This window comes from Acinetobacter sp. NPDC052428 (assembly GCF_044547685.1).
GTDB lineage: Bacteria > Pseudomonadota > Gammaproteobacteria > Pseudomonadales > Moraxellaceae > Acinetobacter > Acinetobacter lwoffii_G.
Genome location: NZ_JBIUAT010000001.1, coordinates 218,645 through 236,701, shown reverse-complemented (window position 1 = coordinate 236,701; position 18,057 = coordinate 218,645). Strand labels below are relative to the sequence as shown.

Here is an 18,057-nt window from a genome sequence, read left to right as displayed (position 1 = left end):
TAGTCCATCTCTCTTTTCTTTCATTATTTCTATTCACCAAGATTCCATAAAATATTTCACAAAACCGAGTAAAATGGTTGGAAATTGAAGATATCTGTTTCATCTTCTCCAATACAGTGCTTAACCTTCGCCTAAAACCCCGTTAAACTAAGCGATTCAGATGTCGATCTACATTTTTGGAGTAACCTATGTCTTGGCTTTCTTCGCTTAAATCGGTTTTTTCGCCTTCCAAGGAGGTGAACGAAGAAGCTGTGCAAAACGTACTGCAAAACTATATCTTGCCAAATTCCAGCAATGCCTTGAAAGATCGTATTACGCAGGTCAATGTACAGGGTGAGATTCTGCAAATCACTTTGAATACCTATCCAGAAGAAAAAGCGCAGCTGCAACAGATTCATGATGAACTGGCGGAAGCTTTGCAAAAATGTGGTATTCAAGAACTGAATATGCATGTGATTCAGCAGAAAACTGGACATAAGAAAGAAGGGGGTTGCGGGCATAACCATGCTGAAGGTGAAAACTGTTCAAGCGAGCCTAAAGCGGAAGCAAAACCCAATCTTCCCCCTGTGGTTGATGCGTCGGCACAGCCTGCAAAAACAGAAGAAGCTGATCCAAATAATCCACCTATTCAAAAAGCTGCGCCGCAACAGCGTGATGTTCCAAAACACCCAAGGATTCAAAATGTGATTCTGGTGTCATCTGGTAAAGGTGGCGTAGGTAAATCGACCACGACTGTAAATCTGGCTTTGGCTCTACAGAAATTAGGCCTGCGCGTAGGCGTACTAGATGCCGATATTTACGGCCCAAGTATTCCGACTATGCTCGGCAATGCCGGCAAAACGCCAATGATCGAAGCAGAGCAGTTTGTCCCTATCGAAGCCTATGGGATGGCGGTATTATCAATTGGCCATTTAACTGGAGATCACAATACTCCAGTCGCCTGGCGTGGTCCAAAAGCCACGGGTGCATTAATGCAGTTATTCAATCAGACCCTATGGCCAGACCTTGATGTGCTGATGATTGATATGCCACCTGGCACAGGTGATATCCAGTTAACTCTCGCGCAGCGTATTCCGGTAACGGGCGCAGTAATTGTGACAACGCCACAAAACGTGGCCTTGCTGGATGCGACCAAAGGCATTGAATTGTTTAACCGCGTGCAGATTCCGATCATGGGCGTGATTGAAAACATGTCGACCCATATCTGCTCAAATTGTGGTTTTGAGGAACAGATTTTTGGTACAGGCGGTGGCGATAAACTGTCTGAGCAATATCAAGTCCCATTATTGGGTCGTTTACCTTTGGATGCTAAAATTCGTGAAAATGCCGATGCTGGAACGCCGTCAGTGATCGCGGGAGATGCTGCTGCAGAAAGCTATATGCTGATTGCAGAGAAAATTGCAGCGCAGTTACCTAAAGCAGAGAAAGACCATAGTCGAATTTTTTAATTCTACAGACAATTCAGATATTTAAGCCTTAGCTAAAAGCTAGGGCTTCTTATTTCTTATTTTTAAAATTAGCTCGATTTAAATGATCGAAATTGACTGAAATGACTATCGGGTGTTTATCCTGAAAGCTTATATAAACATTTGAATTAATTAAAATAAATAAATTTAAATTTTAGATCATATGTTCTCTTACAATTATTTTTTTGCAGCACTGACCGAATTCTTCTATGCTACTCTGATTAGAGCGAGGTCAAACTATGATTTCATGGTTTTTTATTGGTTTAGTGGCAACCATTCTTTTAACACCAGGCCCAACCAATACCTTATTGGCATCTTCAGGCATTCAAGTCGGATTTAAAAAAACATTTCGTTTAATTCCTGCGGAAGCCTTTGGTTATCTGATTGCCATTAGCTTATGGGGCATTCTGATCGGAAAAATTTCCGTTCATCTTCCGCTTTTACCGACCATTCTCAAACTTTTTAGTGCTGGCTATATTCTATTTCTCGCTGTGAAATTATGGCGGACTGCAGAAATAAGCGAAAATCTTGAAAATGTCTCGATTCGCGCACGAGAATTATTTTTGGCAACCTTGCTTAATCCTAAAGCACTTTTATTTGCCTCAGCGATCTTTCCTGTCATTGTCTGGAAAAGCGGCCAACATTATGTGACTCATATGCTGGTTTTCTTGCTTCTGTTGATCCCGATTGCATTCTTCTGGACTTTTCTGGGTTCAATCCTGGCCAGAAAAAACAGTCGCTGGCTCAATCAGAAAAACCTGCAGAAAACGGCTTCGCTGGTATTAATGAGCTTTTCCATTCCTTTAAGCTATTCTGCACTTTTAAGTTTATAAGCTGATCTCAATCAGCAATTTTTTGGCAACTTTAGCTCTAAGCCTTTCACTTATTTTCATTAGTGTCAATTTCAGTTAAAGTACGTCGCAATAACTTGTTCTTAAGATTTTTGGATTATATCAATGGCAATTAAGTCTGATCGTTGGATTCGCGAAATGAGCGAAAAACACGGCATGATTGAACCGTATGCAGAAAACCAGGTACGTTTGGATGAAAATGGTCAAAAGCTGATTTCGTATGGCGTATCCAGCTATGGTTATGACGTGCGTTGTGCACGTGAATTTAAAGTATTCACCAATGTCCATTCTGCAATTGTCGATCCGAAGAACTTTGATGAGCGCAGCTTTATTGATATTGAGTCGGATGTTTGTATTATTCCGCCGAACTCGTTTGCTTTGGCGCGTACCATCGAATATTTCCGCATTCCACGTAATGTCTTGACCGTGTGCTTGGGTAAGTCGACTTATGCGCGTTGTGGAATCATTGTCAACGTGACGCCGCTTGAGCCAGAGTGGGAAGGACATGTCACTTTAGAGTTTTCAAATACTACCAATCTTCCTGCGCGTATTTATGCAGGTGAAGGTGTAGCGCAAATGCTATTTTTTGAATCTGATGAAGTCTGTGAAACCTCATATAAAGATCGTGGCGGTAAATATCAAGGTCAGACAGGCGTTACTTTGCCGAAGACCTAATTGTTTTAAGATATTGAATGACGGGACTTTATGTCCCGTTTATTTTTTTGAGATTTTCATTCATCGGAAACTACTATTTTTCGCCTAATTGGCTTTGGCATCTGTATTAAAAATCAGCATAATAGATTTCGCATAACCATAAAAAAGATGCAATACATCATAAAAAATCAAAGATTGGCGGCTGGGAAGCTGAAGCATAAAGGTGCGGAGCATCGAATAAAAAGGAAAGAGTGAGATGACTCAAATCAAAGATATATTTAAATTTCGCAAAAGTTATTTGGCGATGACAATCGGTTTCAGCCTGTTGCCTTCTGCACATGCGATGCAGGAATTATCAGATTCTTCTCTTTCTGACACCACAGGTGAGGGTGTTGCGCTCGTCCTTGATGATTTTAAAATGGTGTTTCAAGGTCCTAAAGATCTTTCTGCAGGTTCCAGTTACGCCAGAGAGATTGCAAATCCGGGGCAGGCGGATACAGGATTTATTCGTATCATTCCGACTGGTGAAAATTACAACCAACTTGGGCAGCGTGTATACGACAAAGTTTATAAATCTACATATGATAATACTTTTCATGTTGAAAGAACGCAGAATTATGCAACTGAGTATCAGCAAGCCTATGATACGTTAAAAACTGATTTTTATAATAATAACTATAATACGATTAAGAATACTCATGATACACAAACAAACCGGGACGCATTTAAGCAAGAATTAGTCGATTATTATTATAATACAGACTTTATGAAAGCCTATTATGACCAACGTCGTGATGATTATTATAATGGAGCCGGTAAACCCGCTTTAATTCAATATAGTCTAGTCGATGATGGCACAACAATGTTTGATCACTCACCGGGGAATCTAATTGGTTTAGATAATAAGGCCAAAACAAATACATTGGAAATGATTGACCTTCTTTATGGTAAGGATGCGACGAAATCAATTCCTTCAACTGAATGGAGTACGACTGTTGATAGACAAAATATTATTGGAGCGATTGTAGATGCAAGAATTCTTGCACTAATTAAAGCAGACTACGATAAAAAATTGGAAGCTGCTTTAGCCGGAATAATGAAGGATGCAGATAGTGCTGCTATGGCTGAAATCATTGCTAGAGCAGATCAGGCTGCTAAAACTGAAGCTGCTAAAAGCTCTGTGAGCACTTTAAGAACTAAAGCCGATGTATTTATTTATGGTCTGGCATTATCGAAAAGTGATGGTTCTTTAAGCACACGATACAGTAATCAGGGTTTCAGCTGGGGATCAGCAGATAATCCCTGGTTATTTCGGGCAGGAACTGAAAACGTCAAACAGTTTAAGGACGCTGCTAAAGATGTAGGCTATATTGCTTTGGAAGCCCCATTAAGTCCAATCGCAGGGGTTGAAAGTGATAATAATATCAAGCTGGGCTTCTGGAGTGATATTTTTGCACGTGAGCTTAACTCCTCGAATGCTGTAGATCCTATAACAGGTGGGCCAATATCAGGACTTGATACGGATTACCGATTAAGAACCCAATTTGTTGCCAATGGTCTGAGTTTTAATGGCTCGCAAGTTCGGTTATTTCAAACCTTAGAATCTGACAATAAGAATTACAGCCAAACATTGGGTATGGCGAGTATTGTTCGTCTGAATACCAATGATCGACCAGAAACTCTAAGCAGTAGCGATAGTAATCTTAACAGTAAAGGTATTCGTCTCAGTACCGCAGCAAAAACAGATGCACTTGATGGTAATGTTCCAACCCCGGCCTTGAATGGAAGTGATGCTCCTATATTTCATGATTCTGAGGGTTTATATCTCTATAGTCCAAATATTAACTTGGTGCTTGGTAATATGTACCAGCCTTTCGTTGTCGGTTCGGAAGGCAATAATATTATTTTAGAAGTGACACGTATTCCCAATATTCCTGCTATTTATAATCAAATTTATCAAAATTATGGGGGCGGATTGGGTACAACAGATTTAAAGGGTTCGACCTGTAATGTCTATAGTTGTGGTACACCGATTAAAAATAATGTGTCAGATACCACCGCACTTTATCAAGGGCGTAATGCGACTCACAGTAGTATCTCAATAGGGACTACAGAGCGTATCTCAGGAACAAATATGCTGCGTGCCAAGGATGGTGTGAATTCAACAGGAATCGTATTTAAAAATACTGAGGGTGTAAGTAAGAATTTTGGATCTGCTGTCATTGATGGTGTCCTGATTCAGCATCTGAAAATTAGAACAACTGGTCTTTAAGGGAGTATAAGAATGTCCAAATTAGTAACACTCTGTGCATTATTATGTACTTCTATGGCCAGTCTTGCCGGATTGGAAGCCCTTGATCAGCAAGCACTAACCAATACAGTGGGGCAGGGTGGAGCTGATCTTAACTGGACTTTATCTTTAAACCATGTTTATGCGACAGATTTAAGTAAAGATAAAATTTCTCGGCTTGATGGAAGTGGCAACCCGCTAGAAGTATTTTATGTTCTAGATCCCACCGCTTGTGGAGCAACAAAACAATTTTGCCGTCTAGCAATAGCGCCGAATAACCATGTCGATGCCAATGGAAATAAAAAGTGGTTAGTCTTTAAAGGCATTCAAGGCACGATTCAGATTGATAAGTTTTCGATCGATGGAACAACCATCATTAATCATCGTAATGAACCACAAACGGCGATGCAAATTACCTTTTATGATCACCAGCCTTTAAAGATCCGTAATTTAGGCTTTAATACAGTTTCCATTGAAACGGGTACAGGTGCTGGCGCCTTGGAAGGTTATGCCAATACAGGTGTTTATAGTACGTATACAGGGCGTACCTATAATGCCGATGGAACTTATACAACCGCGCCCCAAGATGTTCCTTCATTTGATAAAGGTGCTGAAAAAGGATTTATGGGGTTGAACGTTCATGGAAATCTGCATACGTCAGGCAATTTGAAAATATTTAGTTATAACTGTACAGGTGGAGCACAAAGTCGTTGTTAGTAACAACGTCAAGTACAGCATAAGGATATATAAATGAAAAAAACAACAATAAAGTTGAAATTGCTAACAGTATGCATGTGTCTTATACAACAAAGTTATGCACTTGAAACTATTGAAGAGCAAGAATTGAGTGAAGTCACTGGACAAGATGGTATGGTGATTACTCATGAAATTTCTAAAGCCAGTATTGCTCAAGCCAATTGGTATGATCCAAATCCAACTGCCAACACTAAAATGGGTTTAGGTCTACATAATGTTGAGATTATTGGAAAAGATAATAAACCAATCATTAGTCAACTTGAAATAGATGTAGGTGCCACTTCACAAGGGGCAGGACTTCGGCTAGCTGCAAGTGTTTCACCGTTTCAAGCCACTGCAGATTTAAAATTGGTAAAGATCGCCTGTACGACCAATCCATGTAGTCAATCTGCGAATAGTATTCGGACTGCGGGTACTCAATCTAATCAAAGTTTGGGGACATTAGGGATTAGTACCTCTACACCGCTTAGTGTGCTATTACAAACCAGTGCAGGTCTATTTAATAAAGATTCAATTGCCAGTATCGATTTTCAACTTAAAAATGCCACGATTAGTCATAAATTAGGCGAAAATAGTCTGATTTTGAATGACTTTAACTTTAACTTCGCGGGTCAAGGATATATGTACATTGACCCGGATGAAGGCGTGGTACTCACCACACGAAATGGCAGTCAAGATCATTATGTGGATCTAAAGCGTGCTGAAGATATTACTGATATCGCGGCTGGCCGGGTTAATCCGACCAATCCAGGGGTTAATATTGACCTGCGTTATAATACGCCAAATAATGAACGCAAAAATATTATGCGTTTAGGAGCTTCGGGTGCAGTCACTAACGCAAGATTATCCATGAGTGCAGATCAAACCCAGATAGGTACTTTTGATGTTAGTAACAAGGTGAATGGTGTACTAGAACGTCAGGACAAAGCTGCAACAGGTTACAGTAGCCTGGTCGGAGAAGGTGGGTTGAATCTAGGCTTGTCTGCAGATTTTACAGGTACTAATAGTACCGGGCTTCCAGCAACTATGGCACCTACAACATTTGAGATTGGTCATACCGGTAAGGGAAGCCATGCTGTGCAATTCTCCAAGCTCAGACCCTTGACTACACGTAATGCTGCCGGTGCTTTACACGGTAAAAATGCTTATATCGACTTTGGAAATATATATATAAATACCATTACTGCAAAAAGTCTCGATTTCATAATCAATGAAAATATGCAAAAGACTTTAGGTAGTAGTAGCACTGTACTTAAACAGACACCCAGTACCACCACGAATGGAGAGGATTTTGCCTATATCGCCGTACGTGGAATGGATTTTCAGTCCATTGCTGCTAAAGCACGTTTCATATCAGATAACTCTTTGGCGGAAATTGGTGGCGATGGTGGTTCATGGGGAATCGGTATTCCTATTTATAATTTAAATGCCAATGTTGCCTTGTCTGGAACGACTTATGGAACAAACAATAAGCAAGCAATTGCGTATAACATTATGGCATCTACAGAAGGCTATGGAATTGACAAGAAAACCGGTTTACCAAGCACAACCTCGATTATATTGATTGATGGCAAGAATGGCGATCATGGTGAGGCTGTTAACTATTATGCTGGTTTTAGGAATATCGATGCTTTGATCAAGTCAGAAGGGATTATTAGTTATAAAGATGAAGGTATTTATATTCGCGCTGATAAGCTGCTGATTGGAGCCAAAGCTGAGCTTGCGATTGGTCAATTACCAGGATCTAAATATAATTGTACCAATGCATCGATCGCTAAATGCGGGAGCTATGTGCCTCACGATAATTTTTCTAAACGTGATGATGTCCTGACGAATATTGCTTTTAAACTTGATGGAAATGGTGAGCTCCTGATTATTCCTGGTATAGACCCAGCCAGCGGTTCACCAGATACCAACTTCCTGTCATTTGATGCAAACTTTAAGTTTAGACCCCTTACCGCAGAAGAAACTGCAAACAAAGATAATTTGGGCAGCTATTTTAGTATTGCCAATGAAGATATTGACTCAACGGGGGTATTAAAAACTTCGTCAATTAACTTTAACCGGATGGAAGGTCATTTGGGTGTCAAAGCAAAAGTTCGTGTTAGTGCAGATACAGTGACTTTGGATAATCAGGTCAAACTCAATAATGAAAATAATATTGCAACACCATTTAAAACCAATTTTGCCATGGCGACCAATGGCAATATGCAAAACATGGCAAGTATTGCACTGACTGGTGGAACCATTCGTAGCACGATGGGAATCACACCACGCTGAAAATCAGGATGAGAAAAATGAAAAAAATAATATTAAAAAGTCTAGTGGTAGCTATGATGGGCCTAAGTGGTCAGGTATCTGCATTAACCTCATTGGAAGACCAAGAGCTCTCAGAAGTCAATGGGCAGGCTTTATTGTCAATGGAGGTTCAGTCTGGATTTAACCAGATGGATAATCTAGGAGCTACTTATGACCAGAGTAATATCTCATTTTATAAATTAGGCTTGGAAGCCGAGATGGAAATTAATGCCAATATAAAAAAGCTACAACTCGGGTGTGGCGGTGTTAATGGTGCAACCGGCTGTGATATTGATATTGATCATATTGCCTTAAGTGGTAATCCTACGAATGGCGCGGATCGTGCCGCGACTTCAGCTCTGATTACTAATCCATTTGTACAATTTGCCATAAAAAATCCAAATCAGGCATCTACACGTGAAGTTTTAGGTTTCCGTTTAAGTGCGGAAAAGATTTCAGGTCTATTGACAATGGGGACAGAAAATAGTGCTACACCAAATGGTATTAACAGTTTCAGTGGTTATATGAAAACAAAATCTTCATCAGGAGTTGCAACAACCGCTCCTCGTGTCATGGATTATGCTGCAACTGGAATGAATATTGAGGGCACGGTAAAAGGCACTATATTAGGTCAACCATTACCTCTGGATTTACATTACACATCTAGCAATTATGCTTTCCAGTTAAATTCTACAACAGCACCTTTTACTATTCCTGCTACGATAGTGTCAGGAACAAGAATGAAAGAAGTTGTACTAAAAGGGACAGGGACAGTAGGTCGTATTGATTTTAAAGGACCATTAAAAGCAGAATTATTGGATGGAGCATTAAAATTAGATAAAGATATTACAGGCTACTTAACCGGGCTACAGACCGACATTACCGTTAAACAAAATCTCGGACTTATTCATGCTTTATATTTAAATAATCCAGCTTCACTCTCCTTACAATCCCAAAGCATTTTATGGCCTGGTGCAGCAGTCGCGGCAAAACAAGGGTGGTGGCTGGCAATGGAAGATGAAGTGGATTTAGGAAGTATTTCACCTTCATATAGTGTGCCAATTTCAGATGCTGTTTTAAAGCAAACTATTGCAGGAATTAACCATGATTTAACCACTAATGTGCGAGATTGTGGAAGTCTGGTTTTTGGTTGTGTGCTAGGAAGTGCACTTGATGTAAAGGAAATTAAAAATCCTGCGCTACTTGATTTCCCTCTTACTAATTTAACTTTACAAGGCCAGAACTTTAAACCGAACTGCTTTGGTGGACACAAATTCTGCTAAGTTTAGTTATAAAAAATCCCGCATTACGCGGGATTTTTTATAAGAAAGCAAAATTATTTAGCAATTTTTGCCAATAATTCTTCTTTCGAGATATTTACAGATTCAGCATCACGACGGCCTTTATATTCAAACGTACCTGCATCTAAGCCTTTTTCGCCAATTACAATACGGTGTGGAATACCTGTCAGCTCAAGATCAGAGAATTTCACGCCCGGACGTTCGTTACGGTCATCAAGTAATACGTCAAAACCTGCAGCTTGTAATTCAGCATAGAGTGCTTCCGCAGCTTCCATAGTTCGTGGAGATTTGTGTGCATTCATCGGCACAATGGCAACTTCAAACGGTGCAATGGCAGTTGGCCAGATAATGCCTTTCTCATCAAAGTTCTGCTCGATTGCAGAAGCTACTACACGCGTTACACCAATACCATAACACCCCATTGTTACAGTGAATGGTTTGCCATCTTCACCCAAGACTTTACAACCTAAAGCTTCAGAGTATTTTTGACCCAACTGGAAGATATGCCCCACTTCGATACCACGTTTGATCTGAAGCGTACCTTTACCATCTGGAGATGGGTCACCTTCAACCACGTTACGTAGGTCATAAACTTCAGTGAACTGTGCATCACGTTCCCAGTTTACAGCTGTTGCGTGTTGATCTGCTGCATTTGCACCCGCAACAAAATCAGACAATACCGATGCTGCACGATCAACAATGACGGTGATACCTTTTTCGACCAGACCTTGAGGACCGACAAAGCCAGCAGTTAAGCCAAGTGCTTGAAGTTGTTCTTCAGTAGCAAATGTCAAAGGTGCAGCAATTAAAGGATGTTTTTCAGCTTTAATTTCATTCAGTTCGTGATCGCCACGAAGGAATAAAGCAACCACAGGAACAGAACCATCCTCTTTTGCAATGCCTTGAACAAGCAATGCTTTTACTGAATGGGCAGGATCGGTACCCAAGAATGCTGATACATCCGCAATGGTTTTTTGATTTGGTGTATCTACCAGTTTGAGTTCTTGTGTCGGTGCCGCACGCTCACCGACAAATACTGCTTCTGCCATTTCGATATTGGCTGCATAGTCAGATTCAGTCGAGAAAGCGATATCATCTTCACCGCTTGAAGCCAGCACGTGGAATTCATGAGAACCTGAACCACCGATTGAGCCGGTATCTGCTTGTACTGGACGGAAATCTAAACCAAGACGGGTGAAGATTTTGCAGTAGGCTGCATACATGTCGTCGTAGGTTTGTTGCAGTGATTCCTGATTGGCATGGAAAGAGTAGGCATCTTTCATGATGAATTCACGTGAACGCATTACGCCAAAACGTGGCCGAATTTCGTCACGGAATTTGGTTTGTACTTGGTAAAAGTTTGCAGGCAATTGCTTGTAGCTTTTTAATTCGTTACGTGCAAGGTCAGTGATCACTTCTTCATGCGTCGGACCGAGAACAAATGGGTTGCCATGGCGGTCGTTGAAGCGTAAAAGCTCAGGACCGTATTGTACATAACGACCTGATTCTTCCCATAAAGATGCAGGTTGAGTCACCGGCATATAGACTTGAAGTGAACCGACTTTGTCCATTTCTTCGCGAACGATCGCTTCAACTTTATTTAATACGCGAACGCCCATCGGCAACCAGGTGTATAGACCTGAAGCCAACTTACGAATCATACCGGCACGAAGCATGAGCTGATGTGAAATAACCTCAGCATCGTTCGGGGTTTCTCTTAACGTTGCAAATAAAAAGCGACTCGCGCGCATGGAAACTGTCCTAAAAAATTAAGCGTTAAAGCAGGGATTATACAATAAAAAATGAGGTGAGCTTTTGGGAATGTCACCTCATTGTGTTGCATTAAATTATGCCATGATTTTACGTGCCTGACGCAGCATAAAATTCTTAAAGTCATCCAGGTAAGTAAAGATCACCGGCACCACCACCAGGGTCAGCAGGGTAGAGGTAATTACCCCACCAATCACCGCATGCGCCATCGGTGCACTTTGTTCACCACCTTCACCTAGCCCTAGGGAAAGTGGAACCATGCCCATGACCATGGCACTGGTGGTCATCAGAATAGGACGCAAACGGGTTTTACCAGCGGCAATAATTGCATCATAACGGTCTTCACCGCGGTCCATGGCCTTCTTGATGAAGTCGATCAGCAGAATCGCATTCTTGGTCACCAGTCCCATCAACATGATAATGCCGATAATCGAGAACAGGTTCATGGTTGAGTTAAACAGGAACAAGGCCAGAAACACGCCAATCAGCGACAATGGCAGTGAGGCCATAATTGCCGCAGGATGGATAAAGCTGTTGAACTGCGAACCGAGCACAATATAGATAAATACAATTGATAGGGTAATCGCGGTCAAAGCATAACCTGCGGATTCTGCCATGTCGGCATTGGAGCCTTGAGTATCAAAACTATAGCCCGGTGGCATATCGAAATTTTCTTGCAAGCGGCTGATATCCGTCCCGATGTCGCCTGCAGGACGTCCTGAAGTATTGGCCTCGACCAGAACTTCACGTGCCAGATCACGTCGATTAATCTGCGAGGCGCCCAGTTTTTCTTCAAATTTGGCGACACTCGAAAGCGGAACCAGAATTGGTTGATTATTGGCATCGGTTTTATTCGAGGTGATATACATATTCTGTAAATCGCTAGGCAAGCTGCGCTGGTCTTCGGTCAGGCGCAGATTCACATCATAGGTTTCACCTTTTTCATCCTGCCAGATCGTGACATCATCACCGGCAATCAGCGGACGCACTACATTGGCAATCTGATTGACCGATAAACCTAAATCACTGGCCAAGACGCGATTGATCTGTACATCAAGAGTCGGCTTGGGTTCTTTTAATGAAGTTTCCAGATCGACAATGCCATTAATCTTCGCCATTTCCGTCATAAAGCGATCGGAAATTTTTTGCAGTTCATCTAGATCCGGACCTTTAATCGAAATCATGATCGGCTTCTGGCCACCTGAAACGGTTTCATCGGCGGATGCCACCGAGGTAATGCTGATTCCTGCAACCGATTGTAGACGCTGGCGGAATTCATTATTCAGGTCATTCAGGGTCTTTTCACGTTCGGTACGCGGCGTTACAGTCACCCGTAAACTGACATGGTTTTTACCGCGGTCAGTTGCGCCATTAATCACCCCATAAGTGGCTTTGACATCCGGATGCTGACGAATAATCTGATCCACCTGCTGCAGTTTGGCTTGTGAATATTCAAGCGATGAATCGACCGGTGTTTCAAACTTGATCCGGATTTCGCCTTTATCCGGAACCGGTACAAATTCTGTACCAATCAGCTTGGATAAACCCAAAGCACCAAATAATGAAGCCGCAGCAATCATTAAGGTAATCAATCTGAAGCGCAAGGCCAGTTTTAATAATTTTTCATAGACATGGCTTAGATTGTCCAGCTTGCCGGAGATCCAGCTAAAGAAATGTTTCACCCGACCTGGTTTTTTATTTGGATCTTTTTTCTTTTCTGCCCAGTGCGCAGAAAGCATCGGGTCCAGGGTAAAGCTGACAAACATCGAGATCAGAACGGCCATACTCACCGTGACCCCGAACTGGTAGAAGAAACGACCAATAATTCCGCCCATAAAGGCCACAGGCAGAAATACGGCAACAATGGTCAGTGTTGTGGCCAGAACAGCTAAACCAATTTCTTTGGTGCCATCGAGTGCAGCAGTCACGTGATCTTTGCCCATGTCGGTATGCCGGACAATATTTTCACGCACCACAATTGCATCATCGATCAACAGACCAATACTCAAGGACAGCGCCAGTAAAGTCATCATATTGATGCTAAAGCCAAAGGCCCAGATAAAGGTCAGCGTGCCCAAGAGAGCAATTGGTAGGGTTAAACCGGTGATTACTGTGGAGCGGAAAGAACCCAGGAACAGTAGGACAATCAGCACAGCCAGTACCGCACCTTCAATAATGGTTCGGGCTACATCACCAATGGTGCCGCGGATACTTTTGGAGGAGTCCACCACCACTTGTAAAGTGGTACCTTGTGGAAGCTGCGCCTCAATACTTTCTAAAGCTGCATAGCTCTTGTCGACTACTTCAATGACGTTTGCATCTGAACTGCGCAAAATATCAATTGCCACTGCGGTTTTACCATTCAAAAAGGCAGCCGATTCCAGCTCTGCCTGACTGTCTTGAATATTGGCCACTTGTCTGAGGAAAATCGGTACGCCGTTTTTATTGGCAATAACCAGATCGCCGAAGGCGAGGGGATGCAGTACTTTGGAATTGATTTCAATGACCAGTTCCGAATTACCCGATTTAAGCGTCCCCCCCGGGACTTCAATATTCTCGGCCTTTAAGGTGTTAATCACACTGTCCACACCAATGCCAAAGGCTTGTAGTTTTTGTGGTTCCACCTGAATCCGGATCTGGCGCTGCGCATCACCCAGCAGGTTGACCGTTCCGACGCCCGGGACTGTACGCAATTGTGGCACAATTCGCTGATCCAGATAGGAACTGAGCGCTTTCACATCCATATTGTCGGATTCAAATACGATCGACATTACCGCATTCGCCGTCGGGTCATAACGTTCTACAATCGGCTCCTGAATCTCATCACGAAATTCAGCAGTTACAGAAGCGATTTTATCCCGCACGTCCTGAGCTGCTGTGGTAGATGTCACATCCAGATTAAATTCAGTGGTGATGATGGACAGGCCTTCACTGGACTGGGAAATCACCTGTTTCAAACCGGAAATGGTATTGATCTGATCTTCGAGTTTCTTGGTGATTTCCGATTCAACCGTTTCCGGAGAAGCGCCCGGATAGTTGGTATAGATCACCACAAAAGGGAAATCGACATCAGGAAATTCTTCAACGCCCATCCGCTGCCAGGAAGCCAGTCCCAGTACCATCAAACAGAACATCATCATGATGGTGAAAACCGGATACTTCACACTAATTCGGGTAAACCACATGTCAATGATCCTGTATGAATGGTTTTAGTTGGCGCGAAGGGTGACAGTTTTTTGCAGATCGGCTTCGCTAAACTTAACCCGGCTGACCTGATCACTATTTTCTAGTCCTTGAACCACGGCAATGTTGTCGCTATAACGCTGTTCTAGTACCTGAACATTGACTTTGATAATTTTATTCTGGCGTATTATCCAGACATAAGGTTTATTCTGAATGTCTTGAATAGTATCTAATGGAATCAGCTGGCCAGAAATCTGTTGTGAACTCAGAATGTTGCCTTCAACGAAGGAGCCGATACTTAGCGAAGGAATGGTTTCATTCGGCGTGGCAAAGAATTCGATCTGGCGACTGGCCTGATCTGCAATGGGGGAAATCCGGCTAATTACGGCAGTGAGCCGATTTGGATTACCTTGAATGTTGTATTCGACCTGACTGCCCAGTCTTAAACCTGATTGCAGATCACTAGGTACGCGTGCTTGAATTTCCAGCCGTTTCGGATCGACAATTTCAAACAGGGTTTGTCCAATGGCAACGGTTTGACCCGGTTCAACCTGACGTTGCGTAATCACGCCACTGATCGGACTGGTCATGGTGCCATCACGATCGGCTTTCTGGGCAATATCGACATTGGCTTGCTGGGCGCGGACATTTTCAAGCTGGGCCTGATAATCGACCTGACTTTGTTCATATTCTACTTTTGAAATAAACCCCTGATCGAGCAGACGCTTTTTACGCTGCATCATGTTGTGCGCCTGATTGGCTTGCGCTTGAGTTGAGGCCAGATTCGCACGCGCCTGTGCCAGACGAGCTGCATTGTCCTGATTATTCAGGCGTACCAGCACTTGTCCCTTGGCAACTGTTTGACCTACCTGTGCGTTTACGCTGGTGGCAGTAGCAGAGACCTGTGACTGTATGCTGCTTTGATTGACTGCACGAATGGTGCCGGTGAATGCGGTTTTTTGAACTGAATTGCCAGATTGAACTGCAACTAGATCTTGAGGAATGACTTCAATGGATTTGGCTGTTTCGGTTTGCTGTACGGGTTCATTTTTATCACAAGCCACTAAAAACATATTTAAGCAAAGTGCACTCATGATCAGGATAGAGCGCGGGGAAGGCATATTTAAATCATGAGAATGCGGTGCAGTTTGCATATGAGTCCTTTTAGCTGGCTATGGATCAAAACCACGGCTAGCTATTTGTATTTATTCAAGTGCTTTTAAACGGGCGATAATTTTGTCGTATTCTGCTTCCAGATTTCGATAGCGACTTTGTAAAGATTGAATATTTTCTTTCTGGGAAGCGAGATTTTTCTGGTTATTGTCTAATGTTGTTTTCAGGTGTGCCGGTGGGGTTTTACCTTTACGTAAATATTCACGTTCCTGACGCACAAACATGACCCGATCTTTTTGCAGTTGCTTCATTTGTTCTTGCTGAAAATCAATCTGTTTTTTTAACTGGACCAGGCTGTCATTCTTTTTCTGTAAAGCGGTCTGGCTATTGTTATAAGCACGCTTGAGTTTATGATCTTCGGCAATTCGCTGCGCCTGTTGGGCACGTTGTGGCGCTTGCCTGATATCCGCTTCGGCATTATAAGGACGGGCACGCTTAATCACCTGCATATTCTGGTCAAGTGCTTCATAGCCATAACGGATATGATTTGGCGTGACATTAGTACTGATATTGGCCACACCCTTGCTGTCATAATAACGATACCAAGTGGCTTTTTGCGGGAGTTGGTTACTACTCGCACACGTTAAGCTCACCTGTAACAGTAGCAGCACAACAACAATGAATTGGCCAGTCATTTTATTTTTATCAATGACAGCAAGTTTTCTTAAAAACTGACTCATCATTGGCTCCCCGAATTTAAAGTTGACTAAATTACTTATTTTAAAGTAATAATCTTGTTATATTAGACTTAAATTTATCAATAAAAAACTACCGTTAGTCAAAAAAAAACCAATAACGATAAGAAAATGTGAAGCTGTTATTAAAAATAAGTGATTTTGTCTACTTGTGTAGAAAATGTTCATTGATAATACAAGTGACTTTATGTTAAAAATGTTTATCGATCGTAATAAAATAATCCTATGAGCCTTATGGCATATAGTTTCTAAAATGGGAAGGGTTAAACAAATGGACGATAAATTCCAAAATCTAAAAATTATGGTTATTGATGACTCAAAGACCATTCGTCGTACTGCGGAAACTCTTCTTCAACGCGAAGGTTATGAGGTCATTACTGCAGTAGACGGTTTTGAGGCTTTGTCAAAAATTGCCGAAGCAAATCCAGATATCGTTTTTGTAGATATTATGATGCCGCGCCTGGATGGTTATCAAACCTGCGCCTTAATCAAAAACTCTCAGAATTACCAGAATATTCCTGTGATTATGCTATCGAGTAAAGATGGCTTATTTGATCAGGCCAAAGGTCGTGTCGTGGGTTCAGATGAATACCTGACTAAACCTTTTAGTAAAGATGAATTGCTAAATGCAATCCGTAACCATATTAGTGCTTAATATTTGATTTTTTTGGGGAATTGGCATGGCACGTATCCTAATTGTGGATGACTCACCGACAGAAACTTTTCGCTTTAGAGAGATTCTTTCTAAACACGGCTTTGAGGTGATTGAAGCAGCAAATGGCGCAGATGGCGTCACCATGGCACAGGCAGAATTGCCGGACCTAGTCCTGATGGATGTGGTTATGCCGGGCGTGAATGGTTTTCAGGCGACCCGCCAGATTGCACGTGGTGCAACGACCAAACATATTCCAATCGTGATTGTGAGTACTAAGGATCAGGCCACTGACCGTGTATGGGGCAAGCGTCAAGGCGCAGCGGATTATCTAACAAAACCAGTCGATGAAAAACAATTAATAGATGTAATTAAGCAGCACCTCAATGCAGGATAAGCTCTATGGCAGCAAATGGATTTATCGAATTGCTTCGCATTGCGAAACGGGGGAATAAAAACTACGTTTCCAATGGCAATGAAGTTAACCGATGGTCGGGCATTGCTTTTGAGATGATGGGGCAATATTTTGTTGCCCCGCTGGGGGAAGTATCAGAAGTGATTTATCCCCCAGAATATACGCCGGTACCCAAGACGCAAGCATGGGTGTTGGGTCTGGCGAATATCCGGGGAAGACTGTTATCGGTTTCTGATCTGACGCAGTACGTATCAGGGCAAAGCAGTCAATTTTCACCGACTCAAAAAGTATTATGTATCAACCATAATGACCAGTATGTGGGTTTGGTCGTAGATCAAGTTTTGGGTATACAACATTTCAATAAGAAAAGTTTCTTTTCGAAGAAATCTGAATTGGATAAAAACTTACAAGAATATTGTCAGGGGTTTTTCCATCAGCACAACCAGCAGTGGCATGTGTTTTTATTCAGTCGTCTGTTGCAAAATCCAAAATTTATGAACGCATCTATAAAATTTATAAATTAAATGTCGCGCTCGAAACTAAGCAAGGCGTC

14 protein-coding genes are annotated in these 18,057 nt (G+C 42.1%); 10 read left to right on the top strand and 4 right to left on the bottom strand.

All coding sequences use genetic code 11. The annotated features are described in order from the left end of the window. The first annotated feature begins 188 nt into the window (after window positions 1–188). The 7 genes from apbC to ACIG3F_RS01115 all read left to right on the top strand — a co-directional run bounded on the left by apbC (window position 189) and on the right by ACIG3F_RS01115 (window position 9,598). Complete coding sequence (gene apbC, locus ACIG3F_RS01145) at window positions 189–1,448, top strand: iron-sulfur cluster carrier protein ApbC (RefSeq protein WP_004645854.1); 1,260 nt, start codon at window positions 189–191, stop codon at window positions 1,446–1,448. A 257-nt stretch (window positions 1,449–1,705) separates the two neighbouring features. Beyond that, window positions 1,706–2,299 (top strand): LysE family translocator, encoded by a 594-nt coding sequence (locus ACIG3F_RS01140; protein ID WP_004732019.1) that lies wholly within the window; start codon window positions 1,706–1,708, stop codon window positions 2,297–2,299. Between the two features lie 123 nt (window positions 2,300–2,422). Beyond that, window positions 2,423–2,992, top strand: a complete 570-nt coding sequence (gene dcd, locus ACIG3F_RS01135; protein WP_004280726.1) for a dCTP deaminase — start codon at window positions 2,423–2,425, stop codon at window positions 2,990–2,992. 235 nt (window positions 2,993–3,227) lie between these two features. Beyond that, the gene (locus ACIG3F_RS01130; protein ID WP_396469019.1) at window positions 3,228–5,243 is read left to right on the top strand and encodes a hypothetical protein; all 2,016 of its coding nucleotides are present in this window, start codon (window positions 3,228–3,230) and stop codon (window positions 5,241–5,243) included. Window positions 5,244–5,255: 12 nt separating this feature from the next. Then, the gene (locus ACIG3F_RS01125) at window positions 5,256–5,978 is read left to right on the top strand and encodes a hypothetical protein (protein WP_396469017.1); all 723 of its coding nucleotides are present in this window, start codon (window positions 5,256–5,258) and stop codon (window positions 5,976–5,978) included. A 33-nt stretch (window positions 5,979–6,011) separates the two neighbouring features. After that, window positions 6,012–8,297, top strand: a complete 2,286-nt coding sequence (locus tag ACIG3F_RS01120) for a hypothetical protein (protein WP_396469015.1) — start codon at window positions 6,012–6,014, stop codon at window positions 8,295–8,297. 17 nt (window positions 8,298–8,314) lie between these two features. Further along, entirely contained in the window at window positions 8,315–9,598 is a 1,284-nt protein-coding gene (locus ACIG3F_RS01115; protein ID WP_005106243.1) for a hypothetical protein, read from the top strand. Window positions 9,599–9,651: 53 nt separating this feature from the next. On the opposite strand, the gene ACIG3F_RS01110 is transcribed toward ACIG3F_RS01115, so the two are convergent. From ACIG3F_RS01110 to ACIG3F_RS01095, 4 genes are all read right to left on the bottom strand, one after another. Beyond that, complete coding sequence (locus ACIG3F_RS01110) at window positions 9,652–11,367, bottom strand: proline--tRNA ligase (protein ID WP_396469013.1); 1,716 nt, start codon at window positions 11,365–11,367, stop codon at window positions 9,652–9,654. Window positions 11,368–11,463: 96 nt separating this feature from the next. Next, a complete protein-coding gene (locus ACIG3F_RS01105; RefSeq protein WP_396469011.1) occupies window positions 11,464–14,571 on the bottom strand; it encodes an efflux RND transporter permease subunit in 3,108 nt (1,035 codons plus the stop codon). Window positions 14,572–14,595: 24 nt separating this feature from the next. Continuing rightward, window positions 14,596–15,723, bottom strand: a complete 1,128-nt coding sequence (locus ACIG3F_RS01100; protein ID WP_005104057.1) for an efflux RND transporter periplasmic adaptor subunit — start codon at window positions 15,721–15,723, stop codon at window positions 14,596–14,598. Window positions 15,724–15,774: 51 nt separating this feature from the next. After that, window positions 15,775–16,422 carry a hypothetical protein gene (locus ACIG3F_RS01095; protein ID WP_005104054.1) on the bottom strand — a complete coding sequence of 216 codons (648 nt, stop codon included), beginning with the start codon at window positions 16,420–16,422 and terminating at the stop codon, window positions 15,775–15,777. A 286-nt stretch (window positions 16,423–16,708) separates the two neighbouring features. Here ACIG3F_RS01095 and pilG point away from each other — a divergent pair, with 286 nt between their 5' ends. The 3 genes from pilG to ACIG3F_RS01080 are packed head-to-tail and all read left to right on the top strand — an operon-like array spanning window position 16,709 to window position 18,028. Next, on the top strand, window positions 16,709–17,092 hold the full coding sequence (gene pilG / locus ACIG3F_RS01090; protein WP_004280711.1) for a twitching motility response regulator PilG: 384 nt from the start codon (window positions 16,709–16,711) through the stop codon (window positions 17,090–17,092). A 25-nt stretch (window positions 17,093–17,117) separates the two neighbouring features. After that, window positions 17,118–17,486, top strand: a complete 369-nt coding sequence (locus ACIG3F_RS01085; RefSeq protein ID WP_004280710.1) for a response regulator — start codon at window positions 17,118–17,120, stop codon at window positions 17,484–17,486. Window positions 17,487–17,491: 5 nt separating this feature from the next. Next, entirely contained in the window at window positions 17,492–18,028 is a 537-nt protein-coding gene (locus ACIG3F_RS01080; RefSeq protein ID WP_004280709.1) for a chemotaxis protein CheW, read from the top strand. Window positions 18,029–18,057 lie beyond the last annotated feature (29 nt).